This window comes from Nitrosomonas sp. Nm51 (genome assembly GCF_900111165.1).
Classification (GTDB): Bacteria; Pseudomonadota; Gammaproteobacteria; order Burkholderiales; family Nitrosomonadaceae; genus Nitrosomonas.
In genome coordinates this window covers 1-24,444 of the sequence record NZ_FOGH01000027.1, presented here as the reverse complement: position 1 = coordinate 24,444, position 24,444 = coordinate 1, and the positions used below count along the sequence as shown (strand labels likewise).

General features: G+C 45.1%; 29 protein-coding genes. 23 read left to right on the top strand and 6 right to left on the bottom strand.

Translation table 11 applies throughout. From position 1 onward, the window contains the following. The first annotated feature begins 496 nt into the window (after positions 1-496). The 5 genes from BMY60_RS09870 to BMY60_RS09855 all read left to right on the top strand — a co-directional run bounded on the left by BMY60_RS09870 (position 497) and on the right by BMY60_RS09855 (position 6,898). Complete coding sequence (locus BMY60_RS09870) at positions 497-1,585, top strand: efflux RND transporter periplasmic adaptor subunit (RefSeq protein WP_090333303.1); 1,089 nt, start codon at positions 497-499, stop codon at positions 1,583-1,585. A gap of 23 nt (positions 1,586-1,608) precedes the next feature. Then, on the top strand, positions 1,609-4,854 hold the full coding sequence (locus BMY60_RS09865; RefSeq protein ID WP_090333301.1) for an efflux RND transporter permease subunit: 3,246 nt from the start codon (positions 1,609-1,611) through the stop codon (positions 4,852-4,854). After that, the gene (locus BMY60_RS09860) at positions 4,823-6,274 is read left to right on the top strand and encodes a TolC family protein (RefSeq protein ID WP_256250786.1); all 1,452 of its coding nucleotides are present in this window, start codon (positions 4,823-4,825) and stop codon (positions 6,272-6,274) included. Before BMY60_RS09865 ends, BMY60_RS09860 begins: the two co-directional genes overlap by 32 nt. A 61-nt stretch (positions 6,275-6,335) precedes the next feature. Next, positions 6,336-6,503, top strand: a complete 168-nt coding sequence (locus BMY60_RS15785) for a hypothetical protein (protein ID WP_177166647.1) — start codon at positions 6,336-6,338, stop codon at positions 6,501-6,503. A 32-nt stretch (positions 6,504-6,535) separates the two neighbouring features. Then, positions 6,536-6,898: a response regulator transcription factor gene (locus BMY60_RS09855; protein ID WP_090333300.1), complete on the top strand. Its 363-nt coding sequence runs from the start codon at positions 6,536-6,538 to the stop codon at positions 6,896-6,898. 175 nt (positions 6,899-7,073) lie between these two features. Here BMY60_RS09855 and BMY60_RS15400 read toward each other — a convergent pair whose 3' ends face one another. Together BMY60_RS15400 and BMY60_RS09845 are read right to left on the bottom strand one after the other, a co-directional pair. Continuing rightward, positions 7,074-7,256 carry a hypothetical protein gene (locus BMY60_RS15400; protein WP_143057411.1) on the bottom strand — a complete coding sequence of 61 codons (183 nt, stop codon included), beginning with the start codon at positions 7,254-7,256 and terminating at the stop codon, positions 7,074-7,076. A 188-nt stretch (positions 7,257-7,444) separates the two neighbouring features. After that, positions 7,445-7,897, bottom strand: a complete 453-nt coding sequence (locus BMY60_RS09845) for a rhodanese-like domain-containing protein (RefSeq protein WP_090333296.1) — start codon at positions 7,895-7,897, stop codon at positions 7,445-7,447. Between the two features lie 95 nt (positions 7,898-7,992). Between BMY60_RS09845 and BMY60_RS09840 the strand changes: the two genes are divergently transcribed. The 12 genes from BMY60_RS09840 (at position 7,993) to sucD (ending at position 18,826) form a co-directional block, all read left to right on the top strand. Then, on the top strand, positions 7,993-8,724 hold the full coding sequence (locus tag BMY60_RS09840; protein WP_090333294.1) for a pseudouridine synthase: 732 nt from the start codon (positions 7,993-7,995) through the stop codon (positions 8,722-8,724). An 80-nt stretch (positions 8,725-8,804) separates the two neighbouring features. Next, positions 8,805-9,545, top strand: a complete 741-nt coding sequence (locus BMY60_RS09835) for a polyamine aminopropyltransferase (protein ID WP_090333315.1) — start codon at positions 8,805-8,807, stop codon at positions 9,543-9,545. A 130-nt stretch (positions 9,546-9,675) separates the two neighbouring features. After that, positions 9,676-9,876 carry a DUF3460 family protein gene (locus BMY60_RS09830; protein ID WP_090333292.1) on the top strand — a complete coding sequence of 67 codons (201 nt, stop codon included), beginning with the start codon at positions 9,676-9,678 and terminating at the stop codon, positions 9,874-9,876. A 149-nt stretch (positions 9,877-10,025) separates the two neighbouring features. After that, positions 10,026-11,918 (top strand): tRNA uridine-5-carboxymethylaminomethyl(34) synthesis enzyme MnmG, encoded by a 1,893-nt coding sequence (gene mnmG / locus BMY60_RS09825; protein ID WP_090333291.1) that lies wholly within the window; start codon positions 10,026-10,028, stop codon positions 11,916-11,918. Next, positions 11,915-12,583 (top strand): 16S rRNA (guanine(527)-N(7))-methyltransferase RsmG, encoded by a 669-nt coding sequence (rsmG, locus tag BMY60_RS09820; protein WP_090333290.1) that lies wholly within the window; start codon positions 11,915-11,917, stop codon positions 12,581-12,583. The genes mnmG and rsmG overlap by 4 nt, the downstream gene beginning before the upstream one ends. A 2-nt stretch (positions 12,584-12,585) precedes the next feature. Beyond that, positions 12,586-13,344: a ParA family protein gene (locus BMY60_RS09815; RefSeq protein WP_090333289.1), complete on the top strand. Its 759-nt coding sequence runs from the start codon at positions 12,586-12,588 to the stop codon at positions 13,342-13,344. Positions 13,345-13,377: 33 nt separating this feature from the next. Beyond that, a complete protein-coding gene (locus BMY60_RS09810; RefSeq protein ID WP_090333287.1) occupies positions 13,378-14,217 on the top strand; it encodes a ParB/RepB/Spo0J family partition protein in 840 nt (279 codons plus the stop codon). Positions 14,218-14,263: 46 nt separating this feature from the next. Further along, entirely contained in the window at positions 14,264-14,446 is a 183-nt protein-coding gene (locus tag BMY60_RS09805; protein ID WP_090333285.1) for a Trm112 family protein, read from the top strand. A gap of 50 nt (positions 14,447-14,496) precedes the next feature. After that, the gene (locus tag BMY60_RS09800; RefSeq protein WP_090333284.1) at positions 14,497-15,465 is read left to right on the top strand and encodes an ADP-ribosylglycohydrolase family protein; all 969 of its coding nucleotides are present in this window, start codon (positions 14,497-14,499) and stop codon (positions 15,463-15,465) included. 199 nt (positions 15,466-15,664) lie between these two features. Next, positions 15,665-16,612: an HpcH/HpaI aldolase/citrate lyase family protein gene (locus BMY60_RS09795; protein ID WP_090333282.1), complete on the top strand. Its 948-nt coding sequence runs from the start codon at positions 15,665-15,667 to the stop codon at positions 16,610-16,612. A 135-nt stretch (positions 16,613-16,747) separates the two neighbouring features. Then, positions 16,748-17,929: a malate--CoA ligase subunit beta gene (locus tag BMY60_RS09790; RefSeq protein WP_090333280.1), complete on the top strand. Its 1,182-nt coding sequence runs from the start codon at positions 16,748-16,750 to the stop codon at positions 17,927-17,929. Positions 17,930-17,938: 9 nt separating this feature from the next. Then, complete coding sequence (gene sucD / locus BMY60_RS09785) at positions 17,939-18,826, top strand: succinate--CoA ligase subunit alpha (protein ID WP_090333279.1); 888 nt, start codon at positions 17,939-17,941, stop codon at positions 18,824-18,826. 119 nt (positions 18,827-18,945) lie between these two features. Here sucD and BMY60_RS09780 read toward each other — a convergent pair whose 3' ends face one another. Further along, a complete protein-coding gene (locus BMY60_RS09780; RefSeq protein ID WP_090333277.1) occupies positions 18,946-19,641 on the bottom strand; it encodes a LuxR C-terminal-related transcriptional regulator in 696 nt (231 codons plus the stop codon). Positions 19,642-20,333: 692 nt separating this feature from the next. On the opposite strand from BMY60_RS09780, the gene BMY60_RS09775 reads away from it, so the two are divergent. Beyond that, the gene (locus BMY60_RS09775) at positions 20,334-20,753 is read left to right on the top strand and encodes a response regulator (protein WP_090333275.1); all 420 of its coding nucleotides are present in this window, start codon (positions 20,334-20,336) and stop codon (positions 20,751-20,753) included. A 594-nt stretch (positions 20,754-21,347) separates the two neighbouring features. Here the strand turns inward: BMY60_RS09775 and BMY60_RS16685 are convergent. Then, positions 21,348-21,443, bottom strand: coding sequence for a PEP-CTERM sorting domain-containing protein (locus BMY60_RS16685; protein ID WP_371264209.1), 96 nt, complete (start codon positions 21,441-21,443; stop codon positions 21,348-21,350). A 154-nt stretch (positions 21,444-21,597) separates the two neighbouring features. Continuing rightward, the gene (locus tag BMY60_RS09770; RefSeq protein WP_090333273.1) at positions 21,598-21,795 is read right to left on the bottom strand and encodes a hypothetical protein; all 198 of its coding nucleotides are present in this window, start codon (positions 21,793-21,795) and stop codon (positions 21,598-21,600) included. Positions 21,796-22,093: 298 nt separating this feature from the next. Here BMY60_RS09770 and BMY60_RS09765 point away from each other — a divergent pair, with 298 nt between their 5' ends. The 5 genes from BMY60_RS09765 (at position 22,094) to BMY60_RS09745 (ending at position 23,912) form a co-directional block, all read left to right on the top strand. After that, positions 22,094-22,381, top strand: coding sequence for a type II toxin-antitoxin system TacA family antitoxin (locus BMY60_RS09765; protein WP_090333272.1), 288 nt, complete (start codon positions 22,094-22,096; stop codon positions 22,379-22,381). Beyond that, the gene (locus BMY60_RS09760) at positions 22,382-22,882 is read left to right on the top strand and encodes a GNAT family N-acetyltransferase (protein WP_090333271.1); all 501 of its coding nucleotides are present in this window, start codon (positions 22,382-22,384) and stop codon (positions 22,880-22,882) included. A 127-nt stretch (positions 22,883-23,009) separates the two neighbouring features. Next, positions 23,010-23,312: a type II toxin-antitoxin system ParD family antitoxin gene (locus BMY60_RS09755; protein ID WP_256250785.1), complete on the top strand. Its 303-nt coding sequence runs from the start codon at positions 23,010-23,012 to the stop codon at positions 23,310-23,312. Then, complete coding sequence (locus tag BMY60_RS09750) at positions 23,299-23,631, top strand: type II toxin-antitoxin system RelE/ParE family toxin (RefSeq protein WP_090333268.1); 333 nt, start codon at positions 23,299-23,301, stop codon at positions 23,629-23,631. The genes BMY60_RS09755 and BMY60_RS09750 overlap by 14 nt, the downstream gene beginning before the upstream one ends. A 2-nt stretch (positions 23,632-23,633) precedes the next feature. Further along, positions 23,634-23,912, top strand: a complete 279-nt coding sequence (locus tag BMY60_RS09745; protein WP_090333266.1) for a hypothetical protein — start codon at positions 23,634-23,636, stop codon at positions 23,910-23,912. Positions 23,913-23,982: 70 nt separating this feature from the next. Here the strand turns inward: BMY60_RS09745 and BMY60_RS09740 are convergent. Beyond that, positions 23,983-24,444 (bottom strand): transposase (locus BMY60_RS09740; RefSeq protein ID WP_177166646.1); only part of this gene is annotated, 462 nt, incomplete at its 5' end.

Genomic DNA, 24,444 nt, shown 5'->3' with positions numbered 1-24,444 from the left:
CTGACAGAGTGCGGGGCCATCATGTAGATTAGACTAAGCACCCAGACGTATCAATACAATTGATAGCAAGAATTTTTTTCAGAATTTACAAATAACTCACATATTTATCACAAAATTTTTATGCTAGTGGGACTAGAATCTTTTCAAGTGATAAATGAGAAAATTTATTTTATGGAGGTTTGCTTGCTTTTTGTGAACGTTATATACGTTATATTGGACCGCTCTAATCTATAGAGCCGCCATAGTGTAGTCTGCCACAAATTTTCTCAATTCTCTTAACGGCCAAGAAATCTCGAGATGCCCTAAATGAGAATCTTTTTACACTTTTTACACTGCGAGAAATGGAGCGATCTTCTGTATCCAGTACTAAAGAACCGTATTAGCGGACCAGCAGCTTCTTGAGTTTTCAGTACGTTCCCCTTTGGTGAAAAAGGGTGTTTATTTTTCCTATACTCAACAAAATGCTTTGCCCCCTGACAACCTAAATGATAGAAAAATGATTACTAAATTATCCGTAGTTCTAAGCTTAATCGCCGCTCTGTTTCTGAATGGGTGTAATCATGCAGAACATGAAGCGCATCATGAGCCGCCAAAACTTGAGGCAACAACACCGTTCCGTAAAGACGTTTCTTTACCCAGGCAATATGTCGGTCTGATTGAAGCCATTATGCATATTGAAATCCGCGCTTTGGAAAAGGGCTACTTAGAGCGTATTTTTGTGGATGAAGGGCAGTGGATAAAAGAAGGACAGCCCATGTTTCAACTTATGGCCAAAGTTTATCAGGCAGAATTCGAAACAGCGAAAGCCGAAGCGCAATTTGCAAAGGTCGAATACCTTAATACCAAAGGTTTGGCTGATGAGAATATCGTATCGCCCAATGAGCTTGCTTTGGCAAAAGCAAAACTGGATAAGGCAAATGCAAGGGTGATGTTAATGCAGACCCGCTTGGGTTTTACCGATATCAGAGCACCTTTTGACGGAATTATGGGTCGTTTTCATGCCAGGATCGGCAGTCTTCTCGATGAAGGCGAGTTGCTGACGGAACTATCTGATATCAGACAATTGTGGGTCTATTTCAACGTTCCGGAAGCAGACTACCTGAATTTTAAAATTAAAGAAGGCGACAAACTTGGCGAAGCCGTACAACTAAAAATGGCAAACGGCGAGATTTATGAACACACGGGTGTCATTGAGAGGATTGTAGGTGATTTTGATAACAGTTTCGGCACTATTCAATTTCGCGCCTTATTTCCTAACCCGGACAAAGTTCTCAGACATGATGAGACAGGAACCATCCTTTTGACCAAGCATTACTCAAATGCCATGATTATTCCGCAAAAAGCGGTGTTCGAAATCATGGATAAAAACTACGTCTACGTCATCAATGAAGAAGAAAAGCTGGAGCAAAGGCTTATCCATATAGAAGCCGAGGCGACAAAGCTGTTTCTTATTAAAGAAGGCCTTGATGAAAGCGACAGGGTGTTGCTTGAAGGTATACGAAGAGTTAGTCCTGGAGACAAGGTCAGTATCAATTTAAGGCCGCCCGAAGAGATTGTCCCGGAGTTAGAGATGTATACCGAATAACTGTTTAGTTTAAGGGTTAAGCCATGTTTAGTATCTTTCTTAAGCGGCCTGTGATGGCGATTGTGATATCGCTGATGTTCTTGTTTATGGGTCTGTTGGCGATGAAATCATTGCCAGTTGCCCAGTTTCCGGATATTGCACCGCCTCGGGTCACGATTTCGCTATCATTTCCCGGTTCCAGTGCCGAAGTACTGGTCAAATCGTCTTTGATCATCTTGGAGCGTGCTATCAATGGCACGCCCGGCATGAGGTACATCACTTCGGATGCAACCAGCGCCGGCGAAGCGACCATTCAAGTCTATTTCGATCAAGGCGTTGATCCCAATATTGCGATGGTCAACGTGAAGACGCGTGTGGACCGGATGACGAGCAGGCTGCCAGCACTGATGAATTTGGAAGGCGTGTTCGTGAACTTCGTCCAGCCCAGCATGCTTATGTATGTCAATCTCTTCAGCACGGACGAAAACGCTGATCAGAAACTTTTATATAATTACGCTTGGGTCAATGTCATTCCAGAGATTCAGCGCATTAGGGGAATCGCCCAAGCGAACATACTGGGTGCTCGCCAATATGCGATGCGCGTTTGGCTGAACCCGGAGCGGATGCGAGTCTATAATGTCTCGGCAGAAGATGTGATGAATGCCATAGGAGAACAAAGCGTTATCGGACGTCCCGGCCGTCTCGGGCAAAGCACAGGCAAAGCCGCCGAGTCCAAGGAGTATGTGCTGGTCTATAAAGGGCGTTTCAATAAGCCGGAAGAATACGAAGACATTGTTATCCGGGCTTCTCCGGAAGGCGAGATTTTGCGCCTAAAAGATATAGCTGAGGTCGAACTGGGTGTTGCGTCTTTCAATATTTACTCTGATAAAGACGGATACCCTTCGGCGTCTATCGTGCTTAAGCAAAATTACAACACTAACGCGCAAGAAGTTATAGCGGAAACGAAGGCAAAACTGGAAGAATTGAAACAATCCTTCCCGGAGGGTATGGACTACGCAATCAACTATGATGTGTCGCGTTTCGTCGACGCGTCAATCGAACAAGTGTTACACACCTTGGTAGAAGCCTTCATACTGGTTTCCCTGGTGGTTTTTATTTTTCTTGGCGACTGGCGTTCTACTTTGATCCCCATCCTCGCGGTACCGGTTTCGCTGGTTGGCGCATTCGCCGTTATGTCCGCGTTCGGGCTTTCCATCAACCTTATCACCTTGTTTGCTTTAGTGCTGGCTATTGGTATTGTGGTCGATGATGCCATTGTGGTGGTGGAAGCTGTGCATGCAAAAATGGCCGATGTGCATTGCAGCCCTTTTGAAGCTTCTCGAAGAGTATTGGGAGAAATCGGCGGCGCCATTGTAGCGATTACGCTGGTCATGGTATCGGTGTTCATCCCTATTGCATTTATGCCGGGACCGGTTGGGGTGTTTTATCGAGAATTCTCTATCACTATGGCATCGTCGATCACTATTTCAGCAATTGTGGCGCTATCGCTTGCTCCGGTATTGTGTGCCATGATTCTTAAAAATACGCATGGCCAGCCGAAACGAAAAGATCCCGTCAGCCTTTTCATCAACGGTTTTAATTTTGTTTTTGAAAAAGTCACCAGGGTTTACGTCCGATTGATGAACATCATGGTCACCCGGCGCATTGTCACGCTTTTGATATTGGCCGTGTTTTCCTTCGGTATTTTCACTGTCAGTAAAATCCTGCCTTCCGGCTTTATTCCCGGCGAAGACCAGGGCATGATTTATGCGATTATCCAAACGCCGCCCGGCTCAACCATCGAAGTAACCAACAAAGTGGCGCGAGAACTGGAATTGCTGGCTGAAAAAGTTGAAGGTGTTCAATCAATTTCTTCTCTGGCTGGGTATGAAGTACTCACTGAAGGTCGCGGGTCAAATGCAGGGACCGTTATTATCAATTTGAAAGATTGGTCGGAGCGTGAACATTCTGTAACGGACATTATCGAAGAGTTGGAAGAAAAAAGCCATGACATGGGTGCGGTTATCGAGTATTTTCAACCTCCGGCGGTGCCGGGGTACGGCGCGGCATCGGGTTTGTCATTTCGCTTGGTAGATAAGACACTGGATACAGACTACTATGAATTCGATGAACTTACCAAAAAGTACATGAAAGCATTGCGCGAACGTAAAGAGCTGACCGGTTTGTTTACTTTTTATGCGGCCAATTATCCACAATACGAACTGGTCATCGACAATCAGCTTGCCATGCAAAAAGGGGTTACAGTCAAAGATGTGATGGATCAGCTGGGCATCATGATCGCCAGTACCTATGAATACGGCTTTATCCGTTTCAATAACTTTTTTAAAGTATATCTTCAAACCTTGCCGGAATTTCGACGTAGCCCTGATGAAGTGCTGAAATTATTTGTGAAAAATGATAAAGGTGAAATGGTCCCGCTCTCCTCCTTCACGACCATGGTGAAAAAGCAGGGACCCAATGAGCTCATGCGTTTTAACCTCTATAACTCGGCAGCAATTCGCGCCGAACCCGCAAAAGGTTACACCACCGGCGACGCCATCAATACAGTCCTGGAAGTCGCAGAAGACATCCTGCCAAAAGGTTTTGACATTGCCTGGGAGGGCTTATCATATGACGAAGCCCGCCGGGGCAACGAAGCAGTGGCGATTTTCTTTGTCGTCATCTTGTTTGTCTACTTGGTGCTGGCCGCGCAATACGAAAGTTTTCTTTTACCATTGGTCGTAATACTTTCTCTGCCTCCCGGTATTTTTGGTGCTTTCCTTTTATTAAATGAATTGGGGCTCGCCAATGATGTGTATTCACAACTGGGAATGGTGATGTTAGTTGGTTTACTCGGGAAAAATGCAGTATTGATTGTCGAATTTGCATCCCAGAAGCAAGCCCAAGGCATGACGGTTATGCAGGCAGCGATTGCGGGTGCAAAAACGCGTTTCCGGCCGATTTTGATGACGTCATTTGCTTTCATAGCTGGGTTGATACCCTTGGCGATGGCCACGGGAGCGGGGGCAATCGGCAACAGGACAATTGGTACCTCAGCGCTGGGTGGGATGGTTTTCGGTACCGTGTTTGGTGTCATCATTATTCCAGGGCTTTATTATATATTTGCCAAAATAGCCGAAGGTAGAAAATTAATTAAAGACGAAGACCTTGAACCCTACACCGAGACTTATAAATATGGCCCTTCAGAAGATGAGATTAAAGATGAAGACATTGGCCCCTTAACCGAGACGAATGACCATGGCCCTACAAAAAATGAGATCAAAGACTAAAATATTTCAGATTATTGCTTCAAGCGCGTTGGTATTTTTACTGCAAGCCTGCGTGCCTGATTCGCTTATCAAAAAAGAAGACACACATCTTCCTGCTGTTTTTAAAGAAGGTGTTTCGGATGAGGACAATGCGGCAAATATTAAATGGGAAGATTTTTTTAGTGACCCTAATTTAGTAAGTTTGCTGGATATAGCTGTTGAAAATAATAAAGAAATTAATATCATGATGCAGCGTATCAATATTGCACGGAATGAAATTCAAGCACGTCGAGGCGAATACTTGCCATTTGTAAATATTGGTGGTGGTGCAGGCAAGGAAAGAGTCGGCGAGTTTACACGCTTTGGCGCTGTTGAAGAAAATCTGCCAGTAAGGGAAGGCCGGCATTTTCCTAGGTACGTGGGGGATTATCACTTCGGGCTGTTTTCGACCTGGGAGATAGATATATGGAAAAAGCTGAGGAATGCGAAGAAGGTCGCTGTTTTCGAGTATATGGCGTCAGAAGAAGGTGTAAATTTTTTAGTGACTAACCTGGTCGCTGAAATTGCCCATTCGTATTATGAACTGCTTTCCTTGGACAACCAGCTTAACAATTTAGAGTCAAATATTAGTATTCAGCAAGATGCTCTGAAGTTGGTCAGGCGTCTGCAAGAGTTCGCAAGAGCAAGTACACTTGCCATTAAACGCTACGAAGCAGAAGTGGCAAAAAACAAAAGTAAACTATACCAGATTAAGCAGAATATTACTGTTGTTGAAAATCGGATAAATTTTTTGCTGGGTAGGACGCCGCAACCTATCCAGCGTGCTTCTGACAGTTTTATGGAGTTCAAACCCTTCATGCTTAAGACAGGCATTCCGTCAGAATTGCTGCAAAATAGACCTGATATCAGGCAAGCAGAGCTTGAACTATCGGCGGCGGCATTAAATATAGATGTGGCCAGGGCTGAATTCTATCCCTCCTTTGGTATAAGGGCTGGAGTAGGATTTGAAGCTTTTGCACTTAAGTATCTGATCAATACCCCAGAGTCATTGGCGGCCACTGTCGCGGGAGAACTAGTGGCTCCATTGGTCAATAGGCTTGCCATCGAGGCGGAATATAAAAATGCCAATGCCAGGCAGATTCAGGCAGCTTATGAGTATGAGCAAAGAATTATCAGAGCTTTTACTGAAGTAGCGAATCAAGTTTCAAATATCAATAACCTCGAGAAAAGCTATCAGCTTAAGACAAACCAAGTTGAAGCGCTCAGCAAATCAATTGATATCGCTAACCAGCTATTCAAGTCTGCTCGCACGGACTACCTGGATGTGCTGTTGGCACAAAGGGAGACCTTGGAAGCCAAAGCGGATCTGATTGAAATGAAACAAAAGCAAATTGACGCAATGGTGGATCTTTATAGATCACTTGGTGGAGGGTGGCAGTGAGCCTCAGGTATCTCGATTTCATCCATCCATGGCTGGGTAGGGTTTAGTTTCGGCGGCAACTATGCCTGCCTGGTCCACATCCAATGTAACCTTGGCAGAGGAGAACCTTCGGGTGCAAACCTCTGCCAGCCAGCCGCTGCAAGACCATTCCAGACATATTATCAACGCCAGCCTGAATTATGACAATATCGATACCGGCACCCAGGCCACTTTGCTTGATTGGCCGTGACTTGTTTCAAAATCTTAACGGTGAGCGCACCCATGAATATTCTTATTATAGAAGACAACCAGGATATTGCCTCCAGCATCTATGATTATCTAGAAACTTTTGGATATACGATTGATGCGGTAGGTGACGGGACGACGGGTTTGCATTTGGCGATTACGAAAGATTATGACGCTATTATTCTAGATCTGGAGTTGCCGGATATAGATGGTATCGATCTCTGCAGAAGACTTCGTCAAGATGCACAGCGGACCATGCCAGTGCTCATGTTGACAGTCAGAAACTCGCTTGAAAACGTATTAGAAGGGTTTAATGCAGGGGCTGACGACTATTTGACTAAGCCTTTTTCTTTGCAAGAACTGGCGGCACGTGTGAAAGTCCTGACGAAACCCTTATAGTCCGCAATTTGGCCTGCCCAGAGATTTCCATCAAGGCCGGGGCAATGCCCCAATCTCCAATTTGAAGTGCTTGGCCATTTTGTATTGATTAACTACGCGACCAACGCGCACACCAATTTTGTCCTTATCTTCAAAAAAGCCCCGCGCTATCATCTGTTGAATCTTTTCCAGCGCTTCAGTGGTCGCCTTTAGTAAGTTTCTCGTCTGTACTTGCGCCGATAGACGAGGCCATGGTTGCGATAAGCAACCAGTTTTCTCCCGGAAAGTCCGCATGCGTAAATTCAAACAGGTTATGCTCATCAACTAGTGTTAGTTGAATTGCTCCAACATCCATTAGCTTGCGAATAGTGGTTGTCAAATTGCATATTCCAAAAAAATCAAAGATGCCTTTGCTGTTTTGCCAGGTTTGGGAATTTCAGGCGCTTGTCCAGGGATTATGAAATCCTCGCCAATTCCGCTGAAAATATGGTCCGTACCGCCATGATTCAAATTACAATCGCCAAATGCGTTTGATTTTAGCCAGACATGTTCTAAAAACCGGTTGAATCAGCCTTGTTCCCAAGGCAAGCCAGCTGCTTTCCAGCCGGAAGATTTTCCGCGGTGTCCTTTATCGTCTTTATCTCCTTCAAAACCTTCGAGAATGTTGTAACTTTCCTTGAAATCGGCTTCGGCCGCGATGGCGGCGGCCTGTCCTGAACGTGCGCCGCTGCGGCAAATGAACAAAACGGGTAAATTTTTATCGATGTGTTCCGCCAGTTCACCGAGAAAATTCGGGTTGGGTTGCATACCGGGGTAAGCGCGCAATTCAATTTCTTTGGCGCCAGGTATGCGTCCCACCCAATCCAGTTCAGCCCGGGTGCGGACGTCCACCAGCTGTGCATGCGCTGATTCTTGCAGTACGTGATAGGCTTCAGTGGGCAGCAAGGCACCTTTGTAGGGTAATCCCATTTGTCTGGCGCGTTGTTGCGCTTGAAATAATAGTGTTTCAGTCGTTTCCATAATTCATATCCGTAAAAGAGAAATTTTTGATTGACAGCGTCTATAATAGCGTTATTTTAACTGAATCGTAGACTGTTATTTTTCAGCTAGTGTTTATGGAAAAAATCCGCTTGTCCAAACTGATGTCAAAACAAGGCCTGTGTTCCCGGCGCGAAGCAGACAGCTATATTGAACGCGGCTGGGTTTTTGTGGATGGTAAATGTATTTCGGAACTTGGCTGTAAAGTTTTTCCAGGGCAAAAAATCACGCTGCATTCGGCAGCGCGGTCACAACAGCTGCGGCTTGTTACCATTTTAGTCAACAAGCCTGTCGGTCATGTTTCCGGACAGCCGGAACCAGGTTACCGGCCAGCGATTCACTTAATTAAGGCCGAAACTCAGTTTCAAAAAAACGGTTATTGTAAATTGTTTAAACCGGAACATCTAAAAAATCTTGCCCCGGCCGGGCGTCTGGATATTGATTCGCAGGGATTGCTGATATTTACGCAGGATGGGCGCATAGCCCGGCAACTGATCGGCATTGCCTCGCCGGTAGATAAAGAATACCTGGTCAGAGTGCGGGGCCGCCTCTCTGATGAAAAGCTTGCATTGCTCAATCATGGCTTGAGTCTGGACGGCAGAGCGTTGAAGCCTGCAACCGTACAATGGCTGAATAAGGATCAGTTACGCTTTGTTCTGCACGAAGGCAGAAAACGACAGATACGCCGAATGTGCGATTTGGTCGGTTTGCACGTTTCAGGATTAAAACGCGTGCGCATCGGACAGGTCAGGCTCGGTAATCTTCCTGAAGGACGGTGGCGTTATCTGGAGGAAGGCGAGCGATTTTAATACGCTATTTAATTCGGTATGTCGAATTTAACAGCTCGTTAAAGGCCGCCGTCAATCATTTGTATACAATTGTGCGCAAAATGACTAAAAAACGGTTTTATAAAGGTCCGGAAGTCATTATCAGTGAATCGAACGGTGTGCGTTCATTGCATTTAAACGGCTCCATGGTGCAGAGCGCGATGCGCATTGCTGAACCAAATGAGCTTGAACTCGTTTATACGCAATGTATGATGGGTTTTTTGCTGTTTTACCCCAAGCCTGAAAAAATTCTGATGATTGGATTGGGTGGCGGGTCCTTAGCCAAATTTGTTTATCATTATATGCCGGATACCCGCATAATAGTGGCGGAAATTAATCCGCAAGTCGTTACAGTTGCATATCAGTATTTTGAATTGCCGCAAGAGAGCGATCGTTTTGAAATAATTATTGCTGAAGGCGGGCAACTGATAGCTGCGCATTCGATTTCACCAGACGTAATTATGGTTGATGGATTTGACGATGATTATCAGACGCCCTGTCTTTGCACTCAGGAATTTTACGATCAGACGAGGCGCATGTTAAATAGGAACGGCATTTTAGTGGTTAATCTTCTCAGTAGTGACAAACAGGTTAATACGTTATTGCAAAGAATTGAACGATCCTTTAACGGTCATATGATAGCGATGCTGTCGGAAATGCGTGGCAACCTGATTGTTTTTGCTTTCAAAAACAATCCTGGCAGACATTCATGGAAATCCATACGCAAGACGGCAGATAAACTGGAAAAACAGTTTCCGTTGCCTTTTACAGAATTTGTATCAAAGTTGCAGAAATATTCGTAATGTGAAAACTCGAACAAAATAGGGCGTATAGGAGTTTACCCCGCAGTCTCTGCTGATACTGTATTGCAAAAAAATTGTGTGATAAAGTACGCTCTGTTATTTTTCATCAACCTGACTACATAATAAAACGATGGATTACAGTTACGAATCTGAGCAAACAAAATTCATGCGCGAGTTTTTGGAAAAAAATCCGCAAGTACAGAAAAAGCGTCTTGAGGCCAGAGGTATATGGTGGGATAAGGAGCTTAATCGAGAGGAGCTCAAACGGTTTAAGGAATCGAGTGTTCCGCAGAAACCTTATGTGTATTTTGGCCCAGAATCACAAGACTGATCTGGATTAATGACGCGCATTGCCTGGTTGGATTTATAGGTATGCATGTTATGCAAGTTGGCGTTTATGAAATGTTTCACGTGAAACATGCGTGACAATAAAATGCTTTTCTATGCTGGATAATCTTTTTATTTGTTTTGAATGTTGAAATGAGCAAGCAAGACTATGACGTTATCATCGTAGGTGGCGGCCACGCCGGAACTGAGGCTGCGCTGGCCTCCGCGCGCATGGGATGCAGAACGCTGCTGCTCACGCACAATATTGAAACAATTGGCCAGATGTCTTGCAATCCTTCGATTGGCGGTATTGGCAAAAGCCATCTGGTTAAAGAAATTGATGCGCTGGGTGGTGTCATGGGGCTTGCGGCGGATGAGGCGGGTATTCAATTTCGTGTTTTGAATTCAAGCAAAGGACCTGCCGTTCGTGCAACACGCGCACAGGCTGACCGCGTTTTGTATCGTCAGGCGATTCGCAAAAGAGTAGAAAATCAGCACAATCTTTGGGTGGTGCAACAGGCTGTTGATGACTTAATCGTCTGTAATGATAGAGTGACCGGAGTCGTGACGCAGCTTGGTATAAAATTTTATGCTGAGGCGGTTGTTTTAACGGTGGGCACTTTTCTGGCAGGACTGGGGCATATTGGGAAAGCCAATTTCAAAGCAGGTAGAGCGGGCGATCCACCTGCAATCACGCTGGCACACAGACTGAATGACATGAATTTTCCTGTCGGCAGAATGAAAACCGGTACTCCACCCCGGATTGACGGGCGCAGCATTGATTACAATGAATTGAAGGAACAGCCTGGTGACTCGCCCGTGCCCGCGGTTTCGTTTATGGGGCACACGATCAAGCATCCGCGGCAAATTTCTTGCTGGATTACGAATACTAACGCAATAACACACAAAATCATACATGACGGCTTGTCTGAATCGCCGTTGTATACAGGTAGAATTGAGGGTGTTGGTCCCAGGTATTGTCCGTCGATAGAAGACAAGGTGGTGCGGTTCTCCGGCCGGGAAAGCCATTCCATTTTTCTTGAGCCGGAAGGATTGGATACACACGAAATTTATCCGAATGGGATTTCAACCAGCCTGCCTTATGAATTTCAGATTAAAATGATTCATTCGATTGCCGGCCTTGAAAATGCACATGTAACACGGCCGGGTTATGCAATTGAATATAATTATTTTGACCCGCGAAATCTGAAGCGCTCTCTGGAAACAAAAACTATTACGGGGCTTTATTTTGCGGGACAGATTAACGGTACAACCGGCTACGAGGAAGCTGCAGCCCAGGGGCTGCTTGCAGGCATTAATGCTGCTTTGCGTGCGCAACAAAAACCGGTCTGGTGTCCGCAGAGAAATGAAGCGTATATCGGTGTTCTGGTTGATGATTTGATTACATCCGGTGTTACGGAGCCTTACAGAATGTTTACCAGTCGGGCGGAATATCGCTTGCAATTACGTGAAGATAATGCGGATCAGCGGTTGACTGAGCCTGGTAGAAAACTTGGGTTGGTAGATGATGCCAGATGGGAGTCCTTTACTAAAAAATGTGAAGCGATCGAAAAAGAACAACAGCGGTTGAATACGATGCGTGTTTGTCCCGGATCAGTGCCAGACGACTTGTTAATACAGATCCTGGGACAATCAATAGAGCGGGAGTATACGCTTACAGAATTGCTGCGGCGACCAGGGGTGAATTATGCAGACCTGATGTTGTTGCCTGGAATTGAAACAGAAGTGGATGGGCTGGTTGCGGAGCAGGTCGAAGTTCAGATTAAATATCAAGGCTATATAAAACGACAACTGGAAGAAATAACCCGCCAGTCGCAATTAGAAACAACGCCGTTGCCTGAAGATATGAATTACAGTCTCGTCAAGGGATTGTCAAACGAGGTGCAGCAAAAATTAAATTTGCATAAACCTGAGACGATTGGTCAGGCCGGTAGAATTTCCGGTGTAACCCCTGCGGCCATTTCTTTGTTGCTGGTGCATATCAGACGAAAATCAAATGCGCCAGATTTAAAACAGCGGGCATGAATCTGGCCGAGCGGCTTGAACAAAGTTTGTCTGAATTGGATTGCCCTGTGCAATTTCAGAGTCGGCGGATACGGCAACGTGTTATTCAATATTTGCTACTGATTGAAAAATGGAACAAGCAATATAATTTAACGGCGATCAGAACGATTGAAACAATGTTGTATCGGCATGTGATGGACAGCTTATCGATTATCAGCTATATAAATGGCCCCAAAATAGTCGATGTTGGTTCAGGTGCTGGTTTGCCGGGAATGCCGCTGGCAATTGCGCGGCCTGACTGGCAAATTATACTGGTCGAAAGTAATCAGAAAAAAGCCGCTTTTCTGCAGCAGGTCAAAATTGAACTAGGCTTGGCCAATATTGCCATTGCTTCGGCTCGTATAGAGGGTTTGTCGCCGACCGATAAAATAAATACCATTATTTCAAGAGCATATGCCAGTCTGGGTGTCTTTGTAAAAACAACGCGTCATTTGGTGTCGCCCGAAGATATCCATTGCCGCTGGCTGGCTATGAAAAGCCGCTGCGCTGATCGGGAACTCGAGGAGGTTTCTGCGCCTTTTTTTATTGAAAATAAAATTCCACTGGCCGTTCCGGGGTTATCGGCAAGGCGGGAGTTGATTATTATAGGTCAATCTGCGCAATTACCCAAACTGGATCGGGGATAGTCTTGGTCAAGATTCTGGCAATTACAAACCAAAAAGGCGGTGTCGGCAAAACAACTACCAGTGTCAATCTGGCTGCAAGCCTCGCAGCAAAGGATAAAAAAGTGCTGTTGATTGATCTCGATCCGCAAGCAAATGCGACAATGGGTAGTGGAACGAATAAACTGACCGTAAAGCAGACAGTGTATCAGGTATTGCTTGGTGAAATACCTATCGCTTCGGTGCGCGTTAGCAATTTGCAGGCCAAGTACGATCTGATTCCGTCGAACCGCGATTTGGCCGGGGCCGAAGTGGAGATGGTGACGCTTCCGAAAAGAGAGCTGTGTTTAAAGATGGAGCTGTCTCAGGTAGAAAATGATTATCATTACGTCATTATTGATTGCCCGCCAGCACTTAACTTGTTGACGCTTAATGGATTATGTGCGGCGCATGCAGTTATGATTCCGATGCAGTGTGAATATTATGCACTGGAGGGACTGAGTGATCTCGTTAATACGATCAAAAAAGTGCGTGCAAATTTTAATCCAGAGCTGCGTATTGAGGGGTTGTTGCGAACCATGTTTGATCCGCGAAATATTTTGGCGCAACAGGTTTCTGATCAGTTGCAGCAGCATTTTGGCAGCAAGGTTTACCGTACGGTTATTCCCAGAAATGTTCGTTTGGCGGAAGCGCCGGGGTTTGGAATTCCTGTGTTGTATCATGACAGACAATCGAAAGGCGCGCAGGCTTATCTTGAACTGGCAAAGGAAGTAATGAATGTTTGATCGATACTGTACGGATTATATAAGGAAAAAATCATGGCGCGACTGAAAGGTCTGGGAAGAGGTCTGGATGCGTTGTTTTCCGGTAATGAAGCCAGCGATAATGTTGCAGACAAGCTGCAGGATGTTGAAATTACATTGCTAAAGCCTGGAAAATATCAGCCTCGAACCAATATGGATCAATCAGCTCTGGGACAACTGGCAGAATCGATTAAATCGCAGGGTGTTATGCAACCCATACTGGTGCGCGAAACCGGTGTCGACAGTTTTGAGATTATTGCAGGAGAAAGACGCTGGCGTGCGGCGCAATTGGCAGGCTTGACAACGGTGCCTGCGATTATACGTGAAGTGGCTGATGAAACGGCGCTGGCAATATCTTTGATTGAAAATATTCAGCGTGAAGACCTGAATCCGCTCGAAGAAGCATTGGGTATTCAACGTCTGATCAATGAATTCGGAATGACGCATGAGCTTGCTGCACAAGCACTTGGCAGTTCGCGTAGCGCGGTTTCAAATCTGTTGCGTTTGCTTAATTTGTCCGAGCCGGTGCAGGCGTTGATGATGCAAGGTAAAATTGAAATGGGGCATGGACGTACTTTGCTGGTTCTGACGCCCGCGGAACAAATCACGATGGCAAATCGGATTGTGCTTGAAAAACTGTCCGTGCGGGAAACTGAGAAGCTGATTCGGCAGCGCAACAAACCGTTAATTTCCAGAGCTAAAAAAATTGATCGTGATTTAATAGCTTTGCAGGAAAGGGTATCAGAACGGCTTGGTGCGCAGGTCACGATTAAATCCGGAAAGCATGGCCAGGGTAATGTGATGATCCATTACACTAGTTTGGATCAGCTGGATGAAATACTGAACAAGCTTTAAAATAAACAATCAATGCGAATAACGACATTCCGACAATAGGAAAATCATGGATTCAAAACTACTCGATATTTTGGTGTGCCCGCTATGCAAAGGCCCGTTGCTTTACAAAAAACAAGATAATGAATTAATTTGCAAGCCGGATAGATTGGCATTTGCGATCAAGGACGGCATACCGATCATGCTGGAAGATGAGGCCCGCAGGATACCCGATGAAGTGGAAATCAGCTAGAAGCCGCAGTGGTCTCAACAGCATTTACCATCAAAATAACGGTGTAAATAATGCATGTTAATACCGGATTAACGCCGCGTGTATCAGCCATCATGGGCGCGTTGATTGCCGATTCAGCTGCACTTGGACTGCACTGGCTTTATGATCCCGATCGGATTGCGCAAATTGAAAAAACAAAAGGGCTGGTTTTTTTACAGCCAGAGCCTGCAAACTATGTCGATGCCAAAGGTTTTTTTGCGCATGGCAGCAAAGCGGCTGGCGATGCGTCAGGCTATGGTGAAATCTGTCTGCTTGCATTGAAGCATCTGGCTGTACATGGAGAATTCAACCGTATCGCGTTTCAATCCGAATTCAGGAATCATTTTGGGCCGGGGGGTGCTTATAGAGGCTATATCGATGCACCTACGCGTCTAACACTGCTTAAACTGATACCATTGACGCCGGAAGATTTTCCGGAAGTGTCCGGTGCTGACGATGACCAGCTTGCTGCGTTTGCGACTGTTCCGGCCATCACAGCAGCGCATGGTGGACCGCTTGATGCCTTGCTTGAGAAAATTGAGCGTGTTGTCCGTTTGACAAACCATAACGATACTGCAGTAGTGGCAGCGAAATATGCAGCGTCAGTATTATATTCCGTTTTGGATGGCAACCCGATCAATGAAGCGCTGGCACGATCGCTGCCACTTGCAGGAGAGAAACTGGCATCGTCGCTGAGTGAAGCAATCAATACTGAGACATTGAACAGCGTTGCGGCAGCTGCACGTTTTGGTTCCGCCTGCCATGTTTCCGAGGGACTTCCTGTGATTGTGCATATTGTCAACCATGCGGAAAGTTTTCAGCAAGCAGTGGAGGCCAATATTCGCGCAGGTGGTGATAGTTGCGGGCGAGCAATAATGCTTGGTGCAATTTCAGCTGCACAAGCAGCGATGCAAAATGATGTTGATGGCACAATTCCATTATCTTGGCTGGCTAAATACAACAATCTCTCAACTGCCGCTGATGCCTGCGTAAGCCTTTAAGCGGAAACTGCCGGTGTTTTGCAGGTGATTTCGGCGGCATGTTATATGTTTGTTGCGAAAGCAATTCGGCAAAACGCGCGCTATAAAATCCTTATTATTAGAACCACATAAGCAACGGATGCTATAATTTGGGATTTATCGTTAATCCTGTCAGGATTAACGATCAGTACAGTTTAATCAAAATATTCAGGGAGAGATAATGAGTCACACGCTATATGAAACAAAAACACAACGGGTCCAGCGCTGCGAATTGGCGGTTCCAGGTTCAAGCCCGGGGATGTTTGAAAAAGCATTAAAAAGCGGTGTGGATTTTGTTTTTCTTGATCTTGAAGATGCAGTTGCACCGGATGATAAACTGCAAGCACGAAAAAATATCATTCAGGCAATCAATGATCTGGATTGGAAGGAACATGGCGTCACGGTATCCGTTCGCGTCAATGGACTGGATACGCAGTTCATGGTGCGTGATGTGGTCGATCTGGTTGAACAAGCCGGTGACAAGATCGATACACTATTAATTCCCAAAGTTGGTGTTTACGCAGACGTTTATATGGTCGAAGCGATGGTCAGCCAACTCGAAATGCAGCAGGGACTAAAAAACCGTATTGGTTTGGAGGCGTTGATCGAAACCGCTTTAGGCATGGCCAACGTCGAAGATATTGCGCGCAGTGGCTCCAGAGGCAGGCTGGAGGCGCTGCATTTTGGCGTAGCGGATTATGCGGCCAGTAACCGTGCCCGTACCACTAATATCGGCGGTTTGAATCCCGATTATCCAGGCGATCAATGGCATTTTGCCATCAGCAGGATGACCGTAGCCTGCCGGGCGTATGGCCTGCGTCCCATAGACGGTCCGTTTGGCGACATCAAAGATCCAGATAGCTATAAACTTGCTGCGCGGCGAGCGGCGGCCCTGGGTTGCGAAGGAAAGTGGGCGATACATCCAACGCAGATAGCGTTGGCCAATGAAGTTTTTACACCACCTGAGGCAGAGGTTGAAAAGGCCAAGCGTATTCTGGCGGCGTTAAAAGAAGCGGCGGCACAGGGCAAGGGCGCTGCTGCATTGGATGGCCGCCTGATTGATGCGGCATCGGAGAGAATGGCCAGCAATGTGGTGAGAATTGCTGATGCAATAGCCGCAAAAAAATAGTTTTTATTCTTCAGAGGCCGCGTCAAGCGGCCTTTTTCACTATATGTAATCAAGTAGATGTACTGGATCATTGAAAACAGCATGTTAATGACTGTTAAACCATAGAAAACATATGCGATTGACGAGGAAATCGAATTGAATATTCACGAATATCAAGCAAAAGAAATTTTAGCGGATTACGGCGTCAAAATTGCTGAAGGCGGCATTGCCTACAGTGTTGAAGACGCCGCGCAGCGTGCGCGAGAAATTGAAGGCGACGTCTGGGTCGTTAAAGCGCAAGTACATTCGGGTGCGCGTGGTAAAGCAGGTGGAATTAAAGTATGCAAAACGCTTAGCGAGGTAGAAGCGGCGGCTGAAGAATTGCTGGGAAAAATATTGGTTACGCATCAAAGCGGACCGGCCGGGAAATTATGTTCCCGAGTATACATTGAGGCCGGCACCAAGATTGCAAAAGAGATTTATTTGTCTTTTTTGATCGACCGCAGCACTGAGCGCGTCATCATGGTGGGTTCGGCGCAAGGCGGCATGGAAATTGAAACGCTCGCAAAAGAGCATCCGGAAGCCATTGAAAAAATTTATATTGAGCCTGCCGTTGGTTTGCAGGATTTTCAGGCGCGGAAAATGGCGTTTGCGCTGGGTCTGGATTCATCATTGCTGAATCATGCAGTCAAAACAATCAAAGGCTGTTATCGAGCATTGCGTGATCTCGATGCAAATATTCTAGAGATTAATCCGCTGGTGGTTTCAAGCAATAATGAAATTATCGCGCTCGACGCCAAAATGGCGTTTGATGAGAATGCGTTATACAGGCGTCACAAAATTGCTGAATTACGTGACAATTCACAGGTTGATCCACGGGAAGTCGCTGCTGCAGAGGTTGGTTTAAGCTATGTTGGTCTGGATGGCGATATTGGCTGCATGATCAATGGCGCGGGACTTGCCATGGCCACAATGGATATGATTAAACTCGCTGGCGGCGAACCTGCTAATTTTCTTGACGTCGGTGGCGGTGCCTCTGCCGAAAGAACCGAAAAAGCGTTTCGACTAGTACTGGCAGATCAAAACGTCAAAGCCATGCTGGTCAATATCTTTGCAGGCATTAACCGCTGTGACTGGATTGCCGAGGGCGTTGTGCAAGCCGTTAAAAATATCGGCATGCAGGTACCCCTGATTGTGCGTTTATCCGGGACGAACGTCAAAGAAGGACGCAAGATTATCGCTGACAGCGGATTAAAAATCATTACAGCAGACACCCTGGCGGAAGCGGCCGAAAAAGTAGTGGCAGCGCGTAATCGGGTGGTTGCACAAGAAGGCTAGGAGTACAAAGTGGCAATATTAATTGATGAAAAAACACGGATTATAGTTCAGGGTTTTACCGGAAAAATCGGTACTTTTCATGCCCAGGAAATGATTGAGTACGGTTCCAATGTTGCTGGCGGCGTAACGCCGGGCAAAGGCGGTCAGATACATCTTGGCTTGCCGGTTTTCAATACCGTCAAGGAGGCGGTACAACAGGTCGGCGCTGAGGCCAGTATCGTATTTGTGCCCCCAGCCTTCGCGGCAGATTCGATTATGGAAGCGGCGGATGCCGGAATCCGCTATTGTGTTTCCATAACCGACGGCATTCCCACCCGGGATATGATGACTGTCAAGAATTTTCTGCGCCGGTTTCCCAAAACAGAACGTATGATGCTGACGGGCCCCAATTGTGCCGGGACGATCAGTCCCAACCGTTCCATGTTGGGTATTATGCCAGGCCATATTTATACACGCGGTAATGTCGGTGTGGTAGGACGTTCGGGTACGCTGGGTTACGAAGCCGCAGACCAGATGCGTCTGCTTGGTATCGGCATTTCTACTTCAGTTGGGATAGGCGGAGATCCGATTATTGGCAGCTCGCATCTTGATGTGCTGGAAAAACTGGAGTTGGATCCTGAAACAAAAGTAGCGCTCATGATTGGAGAAATTGGCGGTCCGATGGAAGTGGATGCCGGTATTTTCTTTAAGGAAAATATGACCAAACCCTTGGTCGCTTATATTGCAGGATTAACTGCACCGGAGGGACGCCGGATGGGGCATGCCGGCGCGATCATTTCTTCTGCAGGTGAAAGCGCGGCTGAGAAAGTTGCTACCCTTAAAGAGTTAGGCGTTACCATCTGCCCTACACCTTCGCTCATGGGGCAGACAGTCGCCGAAGTACTGGCTAAACTTTAATTGCCTGCCTTGTAATATGTAACCGGATAAAGGCTATATTCAAAATTACAATCAACTGATATCCAAAAGGGATAACGCAATTTTATCCGCATAAATCTGAATTTTCAGGTGCCGCCTGTTTAGGCAAAAAAGGTTGGATCATGGAAAGTATGATTGACATGCGGCGGCTTGAGCGAGGTTACAGTGTCTTTCATCATCAGTGCAAGCTTAATGCGGTCCGTGATTTGAAGTTTGCGGAAAATTTCGGTCAAGTGTGCTTTAACGGTACGTTCTGTGATATCCAGTTTATTCGCAATTCGTTTGTTGCTTTCACCGCGCCCCACCAATGTGGCAATTTCATATTCCCGCTTGGTTAGGTTTGTCAGCAGGTCATGAATAGCAGTTTCAATTCTGTCTTTTTCCAAGGTAACTTCGACGAGTTCTTGTAACATATAGCTGGTCAATGAACGCCGTATCCATAACTCCCCCTTCTGAACGGCTTTAACTGCATAGATAATTTGTTCGGAATCAATGTCATAGTGACAGCATCCCCTGACTCCGTTTTTAAATAACGCCCACTCTTCATTGTCATCAATTTCAGGAACAAAAATAATGATTTTTAGTTTTAGATTTGAGCTGGTTACATTCAGAATTTCTTTTTGGACATCCTTTCCAAGAAACGCATAGTCCAACAATAGCAAATCAGGATTTGTTCTGTTGAGCCGGTCCTTGAAATGCTTTGGGTTGTTGACTAAATATGTGGATGACAAGCCAAAAATACTTTCTTCCCAATAAGTAATTAGCGCTGTGTTTGAACTGGCAAGTAAAATCGACATAAGCGTTTATATTGATTAAATGTTTTGGTTACTTTGACGAATATCTTGTCAAAAATATGGGCATTATCTTTTCTGGCTTTTTATGATTTTCCAAATAGACATCTTTTGACCGTCAATCCCGAATTGACGGTTATCAGAAACCCCGGTCTTTACATGTATCGACAGTTTTTTGTTGGACTTGAGCAGACTTTTTGTCTTTGATAAAAGGGACTGCGGATAAAGGGGGATAAACTAATCTGTACGGTTCGCGCATTGACGCGTTCAACCGTACTGCGTTCGTGATAACGGACAGCTTGAGCCGGTTTGTGGCCAATCAGACGGCTGATCTCGCGTGCGGTACATCATAGGCAGAGTCCATCAGGTCATACAGATTAACGGCCCGTTCAACGGCATGTGTCGATGCCGGTGTAATAACCCACTCACCGGTATGCCTCCGTCCGCCACATCAAGATGTAATTTGTAGATTATCCGAACAATGTCAGCTAATTGGCGCGATCAGCATCTTCAGATAAATTTCTTTGCGGCGATTCTCACGAAAGACCGCATTACCCCATTTGCTTGCAGAGGAAAATAGACTTAAACAGACGCAGGCAGTTTTTGTGTCCGAGAGTCAGTCTAAATTGATCCCATATTAAACTTTACACGGTAAATGTCGATTTTTATTAAACGATTAAACCAAACCGAGAACGATAATGGCTATAAAAATTTTACTGATTGAAGACGATGATGGAGATAGTCGCTTAATAAAGGAAATGCTGAATGCAGCTTTTCCGAGAAAATATATAATCAAAGTGGAAACTTCGTTGAAAAAAAGCTTGAGATTAATAGCCGATGAAGCGTTTGATATTGTTTTGACCGATCTGAATTTACCAGATTCAAATGGGGTTGAGACGTTTACATGTCTGCGAAAAAAAATTGCCTCGGCACCGATCGTTGTGCTCAGCGGGATTAGGGAGATTGCCTTGAGAGTGGTCAATTTAGGTGCTGATGCTTATTTGATAAAAGGCCACGGCAATGGAGGTTTGATCAGCAGAACTATTGACTATGCCATTGAAAGCAAACAGCATAAACAGCATTTTCAATCTCATACTTTAAAAGAAATCCTTGTATAGGCTATTGATATAAATGCATTTTTTCTCTACCAACACTTCCTATTCTTTTCTTTTTTAATCATACCTGTGAATATGTGAATAAGAATAGAATATCAATCGAGATCGCTTCGCTCACAGAATAAAGGGGCTCATTGCCGCCCCTTTTGACCTAACGGTCAATTCACCCGCTAGGCTATTTTTAGAACAATGATGAAATATTCTGGTTTGCGGGGCATGAAACTACAGATATTTTCACAAAGATATTAATATTTCAGCGAGTTGTTTAATTCTGTAATTGCTATTCAAGGAGCGCTTAAGAAAACCACTATGAAATAATCCCATACTAGGACGAAATATGGCGTAGAAATACGCTAATGTGCTTTTATGTAGGGGCAAAGCGGTGCAGAGGAAAAAAGAAATTCCAGTAGCCTTATTTTGCGATTCTAACGATGTGAAGAATAACACTTTTTTATAAAACCCCCTATCGTTTGTAAAATAGGGGGCCGGTTCATCACCGTTCACGGTCATCGGGTTCCCACCCTGTGCCGCATTGATAACGGTATCACAGTTTCGTATGGTATGGGTAAAAAGCCACGACTGTATGCAATATGAAATTTAGGTGTATGAATAACGCTTTCTTTGGGTAAATCCGAGCATTCCCAATAAACCTATGCCACTTAAAGCAAATATACTCGGTTCTGATACTGATATGACATCGCCTGTGCGAACCGCCCAGGCATGTATTTCCTAGGTATCCGTAGAAATAAGTCCCATGCAGACCATTTCTCCGGTCTTGCCGCTGAATTGTGCGTAAGTCTAAGAACGCTTATCCGTGCAATAAACAAGTTGTAAAGCAAAACCAAAATCAAAGCCTGAATGCCGGGTGATTTTTTACGGCTTCCGCCTGCATCTGTTTTTTCTGTGCATTACGAATTTTCTTTTTCCGCTCTTTTTCCCGGCGCTGCTGGTCATGATCTATAGAAACAGCCCAGAACAGCCAGAACAAATGAAGGAAAGAGTGATTGAATGATACGTCATTGAATTCGGATTTCAGTATAGACATGTTTTTTGCTCCTCTTTTCCGAACCAGGACTGTCCAGGTTCTTCTGCCGCTATGAGGAGCGCAGAACACGAAACAGCACCTTTAGGCCGAAACGCAGAGGAGAGGGGATTTACGCTTGCAGTTTCATCGTGCTTGTGTGCTAGAAATGGGGGAAATAAGAAACGAAGGCCATGTTTTGAAGAGGCTAAGAAAAACTAGAAAAATCTGACTAGTTACGGAATATTAACGTAAAATACTTGATGTTTACGCATTTTTACCGTATTATTGTATGAGTATGTAGATTATAAGGATTTTAGAGATGCCACAGACAGATAAGCCTGAAAAAACAAGATTTGACGGACAGCTATCTAAGGAACAGAAGCAATATTTTGAATATGCTGCTGAGCTAGGTGGTTTTCGGACATTAACAGAATTTGTGTTCTCATCTGCCCAGGAAAAGGCCGACAAAATTGTTGCGCAACATAAAAACTTGCTTGCATCTGAAAGGGATAAAGAAATATTCTTCTCAATGCTAATGAATCCACCCGAACCTAATGCGAAACTGCGTGCCGCCGCAGATCGTTATCAGGAGGTTACAAAGCAGTAGATGACATATATAACGGTACCGCTAGAAACCGGTCATAACAGGTCGGCTTTTTCTTGCGGTAAGGAAATACTCGATCAATATATACAAAAACAAGCGCGGCAGGATATGAAACGCCATTTGGCCGTGGTATTTGTATTACCTGACGAATCTGGTCGTATAAAAGGGTATTACACTTTATCAAATGACAGCATTTCCCGTGATATTGTGCCGCCAGGCATTCAAAAGAAAATGCCGCAGGCCTATCGCAACTTGCCAGTTTCGTTATTAGGACGGTTAGCCGTTGATAACGAGTTTCAAAAGCAAGGTCTAGGCGAACAGCTTTTACTCGATGCCTTGCACCGTTGCGCTGATATTGCAGAAACAGAAATTGGTTCTATGGCTGTAGTGGTTGATCCCCTTGATAAGGAGGCCATATTGTTTTATGAACAATATGGCTTTATTTTTCTGCCAACACGTGGCCGTATGTTCATTCCTATGAAAACGATTAAACAGCTTTTTTAGATTTGATAACATATTATCAATAGTAAACTGGCATCATAATTCCGGAGCGGTAAAAGCATTATTGATTTATTAAATCTTCTGCGGTAGGATAAAATCCTACCTATTGTAAAGGATAAATAAGGACTTCATGATGAAGCACACCGACAAAGCCGAAAAGATCAGTATTACATTGCCGCCAGATATGCTGAACCTCATTAAAGATAAAGTGAAAGATGGCACGTATGCTTCTACAAGCGAGGTCATCCGGGAAGCCATGCGTTTGTGGCAAAAACAGGAAGAAGAACATCATACCAGGTTAGCCGTTCTTCGAGCGCGTCTGGAACATTCCGCGCAAAGCGGCGCGCCTGTCCCGTTGGATCAGGCATTTGAGCAACTTGAGAAAATGCATAAAACACGCATAAAAGAAATGGCAGGCGATGAAGCAGTATGATGTTTATCTTATGCCGGATGCAGTAAAAGACCTCAATGATATTTATGAATATATTGTAGAAAAAAGCGGACTTCCCGAAGTTGCATGGACTTATATCGAAAGATTACGTAACAAATGCCATGATTTTAGGATAGCACCGATGAGAGGACAGAGGCGTGATGATCTACGCAAGAATCTTAGAATTGCTGCGCTTGATAAGAGTACCGTAGCCGCCTTTGAAGTTGATGAAGATAAACAAAGCGTCACGATCTTGAATATTTTTTATGGTGGTAGAGATTATGAAACGATTATGCGTGATAGTGATGAATCCATGAGGTAAACATGCCGCAGCTTACTACACAAAATTCCCCTGCCCTACCAGCCACTTCAACTCGACTTCTAACCAATGAAGACTTTCACTGGCTGGCCGAAGTGCCGCCGGAGATTGAATGGTTTGCCAATATCAATAATGTACAAACGCGCAGGTCTTACGAGAATGCCATGAAGGACTTTATGGTTTTTGTCGGTATTACCCGGCCGGAAGAATTCAGGATTATTACGCGCACCCATATTATTGCCTGTCCAGGGCAATCGGGCTTAAATTACTCCAATAATTCGTAGCAGATAATCATTATCCCAACCTGCCTTTAACCGTTTTGTTTTTACACCAACTGAAGTTTCCCTTTTTTCCCTATGCGACCATCCGCAATAATGCTTTGATGAGAGAATTTTGTTCGGGTTTGCCTGGCTTGGGGCAAAAGGTAACAAAATCTTTATCGAATGCGGCCTGAGTAATCAGTTTTCTAACATCGGAGAAGGCGAAGTGACTTCGATTGTTAACAGCGTAACAACGCTGCGGTGTTTTATCAAGGCGATCTGCGTATATCCAGGTGATGGCGGTGGCCATCATGCAGAAGTTGAGATGATTGGTGACGGCATGTGGCGTTCGGGTTTGGCTTTTTATGCTTCCAATTTCCTGCTTGATCTCTTTGAAACCGGCCTCGATTTTCCAGCGAGCGCCATAGTATTCGATGGTCTGTTCGACGGTGAGATCAAGGTCAGTGGTAAAGAATGCAACCCATTGTGATTTTCGGTAGGCCCAGACGACACGCACGGCACATTTGAGTGTTTTCAACATGCAGATGTGATCGTA